At 35.1% G+C, this 11,101-nt stretch carries 13 protein-coding genes and 2 pseudogenes; 6 read left to right on the top strand and 9 right to left on the bottom strand.

The genetic code is table 11. The annotated features are described in order from the left end of the window. The 7 genes and pseudogenes from ACTSEZ_RS21280 to ACTSEZ_RS21250 form a co-directional block, all read right to left on the bottom strand. Positions 1 to 601 (bottom strand): annotated as a pseudogene (locus tag ACTSEZ_RS21280) (hypothetical protein); the annotation flags it as partial. A 425-nt stretch (positions 602 to 1,026) separates the two neighbouring features. Beyond that, positions 1,027 to 1,761 carry a DUF3800 domain-containing protein gene (locus ACTSEZ_RS21275; RefSeq protein ID WP_369736212.1) on the bottom strand — a complete coding sequence of 245 codons (735 nt, stop codon included), beginning with the start codon at positions 1,759 to 1,761 and terminating at the stop codon, positions 1,027 to 1,029. Between the two features lie 15 nt (positions 1,762 to 1,776). Then, complete coding sequence (locus tag ACTSEZ_RS21270) at positions 1,777 to 2,208, bottom strand: helix-turn-helix domain-containing protein (protein ID WP_369736211.1); 432 nt, start codon at positions 2,206 to 2,208, stop codon at positions 1,777 to 1,779. Positions 2,209 to 2,603: 395 nt separating this feature from the next. Then, entirely contained in the window at positions 2,604 to 3,515 is a 912-nt protein-coding gene (locus ACTSEZ_RS21265; protein ID WP_369736210.1) for a P63C domain-containing protein, read from the bottom strand. Next, a complete protein-coding gene (locus ACTSEZ_RS21260; RefSeq protein WP_369736209.1) occupies positions 3,516 to 3,959 on the bottom strand; it encodes a transposase in 444 nt (147 codons plus the stop codon). Between the two features lie 101 nt (positions 3,960 to 4,060). After that, positions 4,061 to 4,624 (bottom strand): recombinase family protein, encoded by a 564-nt coding sequence (locus ACTSEZ_RS21255; protein WP_369736208.1) that lies wholly within the window; start codon positions 4,622 to 4,624, stop codon positions 4,061 to 4,063. 367 nt (positions 4,625 to 4,991) lie between these two features. Further along, the gene (locus tag ACTSEZ_RS21250) at positions 4,992 to 5,159 is read right to left on the bottom strand and encodes a hypothetical protein (RefSeq protein ID WP_369736207.1); all 168 of its coding nucleotides are present in this window, start codon (positions 5,157 to 5,159) and stop codon (positions 4,992 to 4,994) included. A gap of 348 nt (positions 5,160 to 5,507) precedes the next feature. Here ACTSEZ_RS21250 and ACTSEZ_RS21245 point away from each other — a divergent pair, with 348 nt between their 5' ends. From ACTSEZ_RS21245 to ACTSEZ_RS21220, 6 genes are all read left to right on the top strand, one after another. Continuing rightward, complete coding sequence (locus tag ACTSEZ_RS21245; RefSeq protein ID WP_369736206.1) at positions 5,508 to 5,855, top strand: hypothetical protein; 348 nt, start codon at positions 5,508 to 5,510, stop codon at positions 5,853 to 5,855. Next, complete coding sequence (locus ACTSEZ_RS21240; protein WP_369736205.1) at positions 5,852 to 6,103, top strand: hypothetical protein; 252 nt, start codon at positions 5,852 to 5,854, stop codon at positions 6,101 to 6,103. The genes ACTSEZ_RS21245 and ACTSEZ_RS21240 overlap by 4 nt, the downstream gene beginning before the upstream one ends. A gap of 416 nt (positions 6,104 to 6,519) precedes the next feature. Beyond that, the gene (locus ACTSEZ_RS21235) at positions 6,520 to 7,614 is read left to right on the top strand and encodes a replication initiation factor domain-containing protein (RefSeq protein ID WP_369736204.1); all 1,095 of its coding nucleotides are present in this window, start codon (positions 6,520 to 6,522) and stop codon (positions 7,612 to 7,614) included. A 180-nt stretch (positions 7,615 to 7,794) separates the two neighbouring features. Continuing rightward, positions 7,795 to 8,148, top strand: coding sequence for a type II toxin-antitoxin system RelE/ParE family toxin (locus ACTSEZ_RS21230; RefSeq protein ID WP_369736203.1), 354 nt, complete (start codon positions 7,795 to 7,797; stop codon positions 8,146 to 8,148). A gap of 101 nt (positions 8,149 to 8,249) precedes the next feature. Continuing rightward, positions 8,250 to 8,540, top strand: coding sequence for a helix-turn-helix domain-containing protein (locus tag ACTSEZ_RS21225; protein WP_369736202.1), 291 nt, complete (start codon positions 8,250 to 8,252; stop codon positions 8,538 to 8,540). Between the two features lie 615 nt (positions 8,541 to 9,155). Then, positions 9,156 to 9,668, top strand: a complete 513-nt coding sequence (locus ACTSEZ_RS21220) for a hypothetical protein (protein ID WP_369736201.1) — start codon at positions 9,156 to 9,158, stop codon at positions 9,666 to 9,668. Positions 9,669 to 9,740: 72 nt separating this feature from the next. Here the strand turns inward: ACTSEZ_RS21220 and ACTSEZ_RS21215 are convergent, their stop codons facing one another. After that, positions 9,741 to 10,292, bottom strand: a complete 552-nt coding sequence (locus ACTSEZ_RS21215) for a MerR family transcriptional regulator (RefSeq protein WP_369736200.1) — start codon at positions 10,290 to 10,292, stop codon at positions 9,741 to 9,743. A 430-nt stretch (positions 10,293 to 10,722) separates the two neighbouring features. Further along, a pseudogene (locus tag ACTSEZ_RS21210) lies at positions 10,723 to 11,101 on the bottom strand (hypothetical protein); the annotation flags it as partial.

The following is an 11,101-nucleotide window of genomic DNA, read 5'->3' as shown; positions in this document are numbered from 1 at the left end:
TTTGAGTTATGAATTTTTTTTTATCATCGTCATTTTCTGGATATGAAAGAGTTTCTTGATAATTATCAATTGATAATAAATCTTTTGTTTCTATTTTTTTGTTTTTATTTATTTCTTTTATAGGTGTATCTACTGTACTGTTCTGAGAGTATTGTACCGAGAGTGCATTAGTGAAGTCCCTAGTCATATCAAAGGGCGACGACTCTGGGACTTGAATGTTTTTCACTACTTTTCCTTGTTCTCTAAGATCTTTAACTTGTTCAAAAACGAACTCGTCAAAATCCTCTTTAGTGAATTGATAATCAGCCACTTGATAAAAATGACTCTTCTTCCCATTCACCCAACAGAAAAATTCAAGCGCATATTTTTTCTGAGCTAATTCTCGCCATGCAGCATCCACATTTTTCCGAGTAAATGTTTTTTGAAGCTGGGTTTTATGAATAACCCATTCTTCAGGTAAGCTCATAATGTGAGCTAATAAGCCGAGAGACCTTAAATCTTCTAAAGTTTCTTCTGGTTTATAGCGATTTGGCTGCAGCGGTTGATTGTAAATTCTCACATATGGATCTTCTTTTCTTTTTCGCTTTATAATATTGCTCATTTCTAAATTCCTCCAACAGTTGATTTTTTATGTCGGAGTACCTTATAATAAAAATAACAAAGACAGCTATTCCTTTAGCGGATTAGCTTTATAGGGTACAACGAACCGAGAGCATGGGGCCGAATCCTTGCTCTTATTTTTATTTTATCAAAGTGACAGACCCTCGTACACATGTATTTAATAGATGATAGACTTCATAATTGCCTTTTGTAGCATTTTTTACAGATTGCTTATAAAAGGTATAACGTTCAAGTGAAAAAGCCCTCACAGACTTGTGAGATCCTCTGAAGGCCATATATTAACTCCTTAAGATGAATATGTAGAGCTGCTTGCCCTTTAAATTAGTAGAGGACGAGTAGCTCTAAACCTCACGTTGGATCCTCAAATGGGGGGCGTGTCTTGTTGGTTGAGATCTAGGTGTACATCTATTTCCTTGGCATTACCTTTATTCCAAATCTTTGCTTTTCCTCAACAAGACCATCGTAAGCTTTGCTATGTATAATATCTACTAATCCCTTAATTTTTTGTTTAGTACCACTTAAATCTCTATTTAGTGGATTAGGGATCATATCAGCTATCTGTAGGCCTATATTATTATCCTCTTTTAAAGGAAAGCTGATATTAAGTAAGTGTTTTTGAAGGACCTTTGGCTCGTAAAATAAGGTTCCATTAGCCTTTAAAATATGAAAGTGGCTCTGCAACTGATCATTTTGTCCAGGGTTTCTAGATTCTATTGCAATATTACCAATACCGTTGTGTCTTTCTAGGAAATTAACATAGTTTTCTAATATTACCTGTAAACATATAAAGTATTTGTCTCTCATTGTAGGATATAACCTAAATAAATCTTTTTCATGAATAGACGCACTTAAAATAAACATTTCATGATTTTGCAGCAAAGATTTAACTTCTTTCCAATAGGTGTTCCTAGTTTCAGCTTTCTTGAAAATTTCATACCTAGATCCTTTTTTTGCGTAGCGGATTTCAGCATCATGTAAAATTGTTGTCGTATCGCCGAAAATTTCCTGTTTGATTTTATTGACTGCAGGAATAATCTCTTTCGTATAAGTCCTTTCGTCCAAAAGAACTCCAGCTAAACAGAAGTAATCTAAGTTTTCACTAGGTAATATTTCGTCCAAGAACAAGTGATAAGAATTCATTTTTACTCCTCATTTCTAAAAATTTTCGTCAGTATTTAACAAATTAAAGATAAAATCAGGATTTTCAATTTCATTGAGCTTATTTAAACCATATGGTCTTAAGAATGTATGGGAAGATTCATTAGGCCGTAGCTGCACCCGTATGATCAGTTTGTAATTTTCGAGTTCTTTTATCCAGTAGCTAATAGCTCGGGGAGATTTATCGAAGTATTTAGATATAGTTTCAATGCTTACCCACGTTTCGCCACTGTGATTGCCTGCATGCAAGCCTAAGTACAAATATAATCTAATTGCATTTCCGGATAACTTTTTTAAAAGAAATTCTTCTTTGAATGGCTGAAATACAGGAAAATAACCTAAATTTTTGAGCGAGATTTTTTTCCACTCTTTATAATTTTCTTTATAAATTTCCGCTTTCCTATAATTAGGCAAGGCTTTGAATTCCATATAAACTCCCTTCTTTTCAATGTTTTAACAAAATTATAACAAAAATAGTAATTATTCACTACTCCAAAATTGCAACCTAACAAGACGTAGTCTTGGATATATAATTGACACCAATGAGAATTACAATGTAGTATAAGTAAGCACACAAAAATAATAAAGAACTGCGAAGCTATTCTTTATTTGTAAGTTACGGAAGAACTGCGAAGCTATTCTTCTTAGTGCATAAAAGTTGCTCTACTTAGAAATAATACCTTTGAGGAACTGCGAAGCTATTCCTCAAACCTATAAAAGAGAAATACGAAGTGATTTCTCTGTATTTACAAAAGAACTGCGAAGCTATTCTTTTGTAGAAAAGCGACACCTATGCGGTGTCGCTTTTTTATTTGATAAAAAAGTTATACTTTTCTCTCCAGATCTAATTCAAGTTGTTCAATTTCAACTACTCCAAAAACACGGTTGAATTTTTTGATGAATTCATTCCAATTTTCAGAAGCCTGCATTAGAGTTACGACTTTTAATAAGTGCTTTTCTAGGTGTACATTACCAATATCGTCGCTTAAAAACTGATGGTGTTTCCATTTTCTTCGTCCTGGAGAAACTGTAGGATTATTTTTTTGGAGTGCTTCTTTAACACCAGGCGGTAAATGGTCGTATACAAATTTGTTAGTGTAATGACCTACTATGCTAGGGCGCTGGCCAGAAGGAGTAGGATAATCCCAACCTCTTAATCTAAACATTTCCTGATAAAACTCATCTGGAAAGCGCTTGGCCCAGGGTAAAAGTTCTTTTGAAATATACTTGGAAAGTAATTTTTGTAGCTCATCTCTATCCCTGTCTGCTTGGTAACCAGTTGCTTCATCAACTAACGCAACAATACCTAATTTGGATAAGCTTCTAACTAGGATCTCACTTGCTATTGCTAAATTTTCTTGTTGTCTGGTTAAAGCTTTGTTCATCCTTGCCGTAAGATAAACGTCAGCGATTAAAGGGATTATTGCAGCCTTATAGCCTACAACTTCCCGTCCATTTTGAGCTCTATAAACTACCGGGTTTAATAATAGCTCTTTAACTTCTCCTTCAATATACTTTGTTAAGTTATTGGCATCAATAAAGCTTGGTAGCTCCGGCATGTTAGCAACCCTAACTTCTCCCTTTTTTCTTCCTCTTTTGGTTCTACCAAAGGCTTTAAAAACTGCATTCCTTGAAATGATTCTAGAACCATCTTCTAGGACTGCACAGGGTAGTTCCTTTTCTCCAAGGCTTAATTTACCAAAGTGAGTTGCCTTTAATATTTTTTGTGGCTCCATTTAACTTCTCCTCCTCATATCGATTAGTAGCACTAATGACATAATCTCTATGACATCTTTATTCAAACCAGAGATTTTTAAAATTGTTAAACGGTTTTTGGCGAAAAGATCTTGGAGTTTATTAATCATTCTATATGCAGTGTTTTTGTTGACCTTTATTAATTTACTTAGTTTTCTGTAGCTTAATTTTTCATCATTTAAATAAAGATGCATGGTTACTAACCATTTCCTTAATTCTACTTTTGTATTATGCATTACAGTATTAGCTATTAAACTGTAGTTTGTGTTGCAAGTATTACAATGAAATCTAAAAGTTAAACCCAATCTAGTACTCTTAGATGAGGTGCAGAAAGGACAAAGTACATACCTATTCCACCTCAATTTCAAAAGATAATTTTTGTAGCAATTTTCGCTCGGGAAATCAAGGTAAATGCGTTCTATCATTTTCCTTATTCATCCTTATTTTTCTTTATATTAACATTAGTCGTATTTTTAGACACTATCAATAGATGGGTCAGTTTTGTACATGTGTAGGACTGAATCTATTATTCAGCTGCCCTTTCTGAATCTTTCCTAGCCCGTATGAGAGTACTCTTGCTAATACCGGTCATTTCTTCTACTTGTTTATAAGAATGGCTTTCAAGTAATTGCAGCGCATGGCCAATTTGTCTCTTATTGAATTTCTTTGGTCGACCATCTCTGAAATTGTCACGTTGCTTAGCAATGGCTTTTCCTTCTCGGGTCCTCTCAACGATCATATCTCTTTCGAACTCTGCAAAACCACTCATAATGGTTAGAATGAGCCTTCCTGGGGGTGTATCTTCTACTAATCCCATGTTCAATACATGTACTTTAACGCCTCGCTTAAACAACTCTCTGATAATCTGAATGCCATCTAATGCGGAGCGGGCGAAACGGTCTAACTTTGTAACAATAAGTGTGTCGCCTGCTTCTATTTTAGTCAGTAACTCTTGAAATTGGGGACGATCTACCTTCGTTCCTGTGAATTTCTCTGAATAAATGACTTCGCAACCTTCTTTTTTCAGTGTCTGTAATTGTGATTCTAAGTCCTGATGAACAGTGCTAACTCTTGCGTATCCATATCTCATTCGGAGCTCTCCCTTTTATATGTATATTTGACACTAATTTATGACACCGGCTGATGCCTTGATTCTACTGCCTCCTCAAAATGGTATCAATACCTTTGAGTTATGACACCGAATTTTACATTTTTATTATTCCTTTCATATTTTTGAGTCAGAAGATTCGGCTTATTATCCGAGTCTAGTGAACCCCGGGTGGGCTCAGATAAAGCTGGAAGCAATATCCCATATACCAGCTTGGGGGTTAGAAAATTTCATAAAAAAAAGCCTCTATAGGGCATCAAGTCAGGAGAATAATTAGATTTTTTGACATTTTGATGGAGGGGACAGGAATAGCGGGAAGAAGAGGTGGGATTTTCCCCCCCTTTAACAATCAATTTTCGTCTTTGAATTTCCAACCTTTTTCTTTTTTGTTTTTCATAATTAGATCCCATAATTGTTCAGGTCCTTCATATTTGATGTATTCATTCAATGGTGTCTTTGCACGTTCAGCGTACTTCTCCTCGATTTCTTTGTTTTCCTCATCACTAATGGGTTTCATAAGTATTCACCTCGATAATTTTAATTCTGTTAATTTTCATTATAACCATTATAACGAGAAGGCGATCGCGAAGGACATGAATGAGGAACTTAGAGAATCAGAGAAATTTTTTAGTTAATGGACGACCGAAAAAATATCTGCTTTTCAAAACCTTATTCAATGTTTAAATGTCCCTTCAAACGTTGAAATACAGGCATTTAGATATCAGACCCCCTCTGAGTAATCCAGATTGAGCGGATTCAGAAAAGCCTACATAGTGCATCATTCATTATGTTATTAGAAGAAAACGTTGACTTATTTTCATCCAAAAGATTATGTTCTGTTCAAATATAACCATGAGGTGAAAAAATGAGTGCTACAGAGGTTTTGGCTATGCGTGAAGCCATGAAAGATTACAGCGAATATGATCGCTATGTTTTTGGAGAAGAAGATTTTGATTTAACAGAAGATGAGGAAATGTCAGATGGTGAATGGCTTCGTTACAATCGCGAGCTGCATGGTCTTTCCTTAATGGATATGCATAAGCTTTTTGCAATAGATAAAGGGATTATGAGCAAGTATGAGAGGGATTTAAAAAAACAAACGCCGTGGCATGAGATGATTCTGGCTGATTTTCTAGCTGGGACGTTTGACGAAAAGATAGAGTATTACATCCGGGAAAAACATCAATCAAAAGGAATAGGTTATGCGCTATGACGACTGTATCTCTTCCCCTTAAAAAGAATGAAGATTTCACAATGTATACGTATCAATATACGGACGAACAAAGGCAATACATGCAACGGATGATTGACAAACTGGAGCGGGAAAGCATGCTGATAGACACCTCTTCTTCCCAGGTCGAAGCAAACGAATGGCGTATTAAACAACTTAGATGGTTGATGGATAAAAAACAATATCCTGAAGAACCTTATGCATCAATGTATTATGAACTTTTTTTATAAGTAGACGTCTTTCCATTCTAATTCAGGAGTAGAGAAGGCCGGTTGTTAAGGCAGAGCCTTAAGAACTTAATGGGGTGAAGGAGGTCGCTGATGCGTCCTCTTTTTCCTTCTCACTGTTACACTAGGGAACCGATAAAACACTCTAATTAATTCCTAATTCAGTTTGTGTCATCGGCAAGATCAACGCAACAGTGAGAAGTGTCATTGGTCAAGGGCTAGAAGTTTTAGCGGTCTTTGCTAAAAATTTTGCGCAGCGGTGCGGAGCAACCCTTGATAATGGCATGTATAGGCCACTTATACGGCCAATTTGTATTTGACTTTGAGTGAGTTCAAATAAAAACCAATTCGTTAATATGGGACATAACTTTGGGGCCGAAGGCCAGCAGAGTTTGTTATAAGGAGAATTATTTTTAGTAATGACAAAAAAGAGGATAGATTCAAAACAGTTAAAGGTACCGTACACTAACAGGGGGGTTGGGCGTACATTAGAAAATGACTTGAGAGCTTGTGTAGACTGGGTTGAGGCTACTTTCAAAACTGTTAGTCCGGATCAACTAATCTTAGGGATCTTACAGCTCGATCCAAACACTTTCTACCATGCTAGGGGACAAAATGGTTACCGACAATGTTTACGTAATGAAATTATTGCTATTTACTTTGATGGTGCTGAGGATATGGGAATACATTTAGAGATAAAAGGACGTGGATGTAGAGAGTATGAAAGCTACAACAAGCGCTCTTGGAAAGAACTTTTAGAGAGTATGTTATCTTACCAAGCATCCTTTTCACGCTTAGATGTAGCTCTTGATGATTTTAAAGGGTTCTTTACAATAAAGGGAATTTTGAGAAAGGTGAAGAATCGAGAGCTTGTATCAGAGTTCAAAAAGGCTAGAAATTATGAGGATATTTGTATTAAGACAGGAAAAGGCCAAGGACTTTCATTACGCTTTGGGTCTGATAAGTCTGATGTTCAAATTAGAATGTATGACAAACTAGCCGAACTAACAAATACAAACAATGAAGTTTCTGCTGATATCACATTTTGGAATAGGACCGAGATCCAGCTGCGCAATGAAAGAGCTCAAGTTGTTGCTTTAAGATTAGCAGCGGAAGAAGAGGGAGAAATAACGATTGGAAAGACTGTTTGTGGTATTTTGAAGCATTACCTTCGTTTTACTGTCAAAGGCAATGATACAAACAACAGAAGGTGGAAAACAGCACCTTTCTGGAATAAGTTCCTTAATGGAGTGGACAAGTTACCACTCACTACTAGGGATGCAACAGTCACAATTGAAAGTAAAGAAAGATGGATAAATAGAAATGTTGCTACTTCATTAGCTGCTGTATACATAGCTCACAACGAAAATATGGAACTAATAGAGAAATATATACTAGAAGGATATAAGCGCTTAAGACAAGAGGATTACAACATGATTAACAATTTTAAAGAAAAGAAAAAAAAGACTTCTACCGTTGGCGAAACGATGAAAGCCTACAAGAGTGCTATCTAATTTAGATTAATAATATAACCAGTCCTTGTTATAAATGCAATCAACTAATTTGAAACAAATGTTATGGCAATTTGTTTCTGAAAATTTAAATGATTCGTACCTTGCTAAAAAGCCTATTTCTTGATAAAATAATTTTAATTATAACGTTTTCGTTATCAAAATAACTAAGGAGGGCATACTATGTATTGTGTAAACTTGCATAAGGATGCCCGCGGTTATTGTCCAGTCCGAGAATTGATTGAATTGCTCGAAGCAGATAATAGTAAAGAAAGCAGAGTTACTCTAACTAAACTCTATTATCAGATCGAGCGAATCGAAAACAAAGGAACACGATCAGGTTCAGGAATCACCAAACACATTAGGGGAGAAATTTGGGAACTTCGACCAGCAAAATATAGAATATTCTATATTGTCGATGGGAATCAGATCTACCTCCTAAACTGGTTTCGTAAAGAAACCAAGAAAACACCTGAAAGTGAAATCCAAAAAGCCGAAAATCTTTTCAAGGACTGGAAAGAAAATCGCGGGCAATAGCGGAGGGGTTACGACCCCTCAGAGCTATAACCTATGTGAAGTTTACAAATAGAAAAATGTTAAAGGACGTTCTACTCTATTCAGCCAGGAGGTGAAAGTAAATGGAGAGATGGTCGGATATTAAAAAAGAAATCCGTTCCATCAGTGAATCCGAGAAAATGCAAATAGAACTGGTTGCGGACTTAGTGGATGAAATTAGGGATGCAAGAGAAGAGCTTGGTCTAACTCAAAGAGATCTTGCAGATAAAACTGGTCTGAAACAATCAGCTATTGCACGAATGGAAAGTGGAGGCGCAATACCTAGATTAGATACTGTATTAAGGGTAGCCTTAGCTCTAGGATTAAAGTTTAAACTAATAAAAGATGAGGAATCAGCATCTATTACCTACTAGATATTTGAGGAAAATAATTTTGAAATAAAGGAAATTTCTATTACTTCAACCCTAAAATATAAGCTAATCTCTAAGGGAAATTGCATGTACCACTTAACTGATATTAAGGAAAATAAACTAATTATAAAGACGTATATCTAATGAAAATTAATAAATGTAAGGTTATAGTTCGGAATTTCCACCGGTAAGGTGGTCAACATTTTATTAATAATTAATTGAATCACTTAGTAGTAATTCGAATTGAAACTAAGTTAAATAACAAGTAAAACAAAAAGCCACTTAGTGGCTTTTTGTTGATTTAAAGCCTAATTATCCAATTATGTCGAACACATCACTTTCATCAAATTAAATTATTAGAAACAATGATAATCCAGCGGATTAAACTAAAACATGTGATAAATCAGTGGATTCCAGTAGATTAAAGTTGTAAATGATATACCTTATCTAGTTGGTATTAATGGATTCAACTTTAATCTAATATATTCTAGTGTTTTACAATACATTTCACTGTAAAAACATTCTTTTGAGGAGTGGCGTATTATTTACGCCACTCCTTATATTTAATTCCAGCTTAATTTATACTCTGTTTATCATACCCAGAGAGGAGATGTACAAGTGAACCGCAACGATCGAAAAAAAATGATCCGTAAGAGTTATGAAGAAGCCGTAAAAGCTAATGGCAAAGCCCTGAAGAGACTCAGTGAAAATGGTGACAATTCCACGTTTGAGAAGCTTAAAAAGGAAATGAAAACATTTGAAGAGGGTTTTCCTGATGGAGTCTATGCTATTCCGAGAGATTCAAAAGAACCTCGTTTGAATGTTAGAGCTATGTATGACTACTGCAAAGAAAAAGGGGTTAAACCAAAAGATATTACTGATGAGGAAATGATGAAATTTATTATTTATCCGACAGAAGTCCAGGGATTTGATAACCTTCATGACTACATCGAAAATTTTGAGAAGGGTTTTCCTGATAGCGTGTATGTTGCACCTGGAGGATCCAAAGAGCCTAGAATAAAAGTGAAGGCACTATTTAAGTATTGTGAGGAAAAGGGCGTAGATCCGCAAGATTTAACAGAAAAAGAAAGAAGGGAATTTCTCGAATTTCCTGGACAAGATGAAAAATAATCTGTACTCAAATGTACGACAACGCTGCTCTTTGTCTATTTTTAAATAACTTCAAAGAAGATTGTTCTACTCTCATAAATTGAACAATCTTCTTAAAAAATTTTTAAATGGATCCCCTTCTTTCGTTGGAGCTGCTTCTTGCTGAGCGATTAACATTTTCTTAACTTCTAATGTTGCTTTTAAAGATTGAGTGAGAAGCAATTGTCTCTCTTCCTCTCTTTTATTTCCTTCTTGAATTCGATTTACTGTCTTAGAAAGTTCTTCATTCTGCTTAATTAATGTATCCATCATAACAGCCATGTTAGACATATCTCTAGCCATGTTCTTTACAGCGGACATGTCTACTATGTCTGCAGAAGATGTGTTAGACACGTCTTCTATCTCAACCATATCTGAAAGTACTTGTTTGATTGCTTCTTCCAAGGTGACATTCTTCTTTTTCTTCAGTTGAACAATTGAGCGGAGCATTTCAATGTCAGAATTGGAAAAGATTAAAGCTCCCTGATTATTTCTTTCGAATTCATATCCAAGTTTTTCAATTAAGCCCGTATACTTTTTAACCGTAGTTGCAGCAATACCAACAGCCGCAGCTGCTTCATTAACTCTCATAAACATGTCAGACATATCCACCACAACCTTTATGTTTGATACGTTTAGTATAGCATCTTTATCTTGTATAGAGATCGATATTTAACAGCTTTTCAGAAATTGTAAAGTACTCATTTCCTTCAATCTCAGTTATTTAAATATATTCTCTTCTTATTGCTTCTTTGGGAAAAATCCAACTGTATCATCATCATTTTTGGTATTTATGTAAATGTTCTTGAATTCTTCCATTGAACTCCAAAAGTTATCATTCCATTCTATAAGATCACCGTCCCGTTCTGTATCCCGGTACGCAGCCTATACATGCCAACGATAAAACTCACAATAAAATACCCACTGTACTCTCCGTCGATTCTATCAAGTTGAGGCATAATTGCGTTTTGGTTTTCTTCGATCCCATTTCTTTATATAAACCTAATAAGCTCTTTTTCATAAATATTTTCCTCCTCTATTGATCTAACCAATTATAGAAGGGAACTCGGCCTATCATTCTATTAGTATTTTCAACAGATACATCAGATATGTCTAACATAGTCTCCTTATATTCATCATACTCCACCGAACTTTTGTAATCATGATGATCCGCTGCGTTTTTAAGAGTAATAAATATGTATCCATTGAGCTTATCTAAAGGAACTTTATTAAACTTTCTCTTTTCAATGAATTCATCAACGAATTTATTAATCAGTGTATTCCATTGTTTCTTTGACCATCTCGAGGGAGCAAATCTAGAATAGAATTCATTTGCTCTTTGAGTTATGAATTTTTTTTTATCATCGTCATTTTCTGGATATGAAAGAGTTTCTTGATAATTATCAATTGATAAT

This window comes from Metabacillus mesotrionivorans, from assembly GCF_052171315.1.
Classification (GTDB): domain Bacteria; phylum Bacillota; class Bacilli; order Bacillales; family Bacillaceae; genus Bacillus_P.
This window is presented reverse-complemented; position numbering and strand designations above follow the sequence as displayed.

Excerpts from the sequence above, each read along its gene's own strand:
- ACTSEZ_RS21275 (WP_369736212.1), bottom strand. The coding sequence starts at position 1,761 with ATGAATTCTTATCACTTGTTCTTGGACGAAATATTACCTAGTGAAAAC.
- ACTSEZ_RS21270 (WP_369736211.1), bottom strand. The coding sequence starts at position 2,208 with ATGGAATTCAAAGCCTTGCCTAATTATAGGAAAGCGGAAATTTATAAA.
- ACTSEZ_RS21265 (WP_369736210.1), bottom strand. The coding sequence starts at position 3,515 with ATGGAGCCACAAAAAATATTAAAGGCAACTCACTTTGGTAAATTAAGC.
- ACTSEZ_RS21260 (WP_369736209.1), bottom strand. The coding sequence starts at position 3,959 with ATGATAGAACGCATTTACCTTGATTTCCCGAGCGAAAATTGCTACAAA.
- ACTSEZ_RS21255 (WP_369736208.1), bottom strand. The coding sequence starts at position 4,624 with ATGAGATATGGATACGCAAGAGTTAGCACTGTTCATCAGGACTTAGAA.
- ACTSEZ_RS21250 (WP_369736207.1), bottom strand. The coding sequence starts at position 5,159 with ATGAAACCCATTAGTGATGAGGAAAACAAAGAAATCGAGGAGAAGTAC.
- ACTSEZ_RS21245 (WP_369736206.1), top strand. The coding sequence starts at position 5,508 with ATGAGTGCTACAGAGGTTTTGGCTATGCGTGAAGCCATGAAAGATTAC.
- ACTSEZ_RS21240 (WP_369736205.1), top strand. The coding sequence starts at position 5,852 with ATGACGACTGTATCTCTTCCCCTTAAAAAGAATGAAGATTTCACAATG.
- ACTSEZ_RS21235 (WP_369736204.1), top strand. The coding sequence starts at position 6,520 with ATGACAAAAAAGAGGATAGATTCAAAACAGTTAAAGGTACCGTACACT.
- ACTSEZ_RS21230 (WP_369736203.1), top strand. The coding sequence starts at position 7,795 with ATGTATTGTGTAAACTTGCATAAGGATGCCCGCGGTTATTGTCCAGTC.
- ACTSEZ_RS21225 (WP_369736202.1), top strand. The coding sequence starts at position 8,250 with ATGGAGAGATGGTCGGATATTAAAAAAGAAATCCGTTCCATCAGTGAA.
- ACTSEZ_RS21215 (WP_369736200.1), bottom strand. The coding sequence starts at position 10,292 with ATGTCTGACATGTTTATGAGAGTTAATGAAGCAGCTGCGGCTGTTGGT.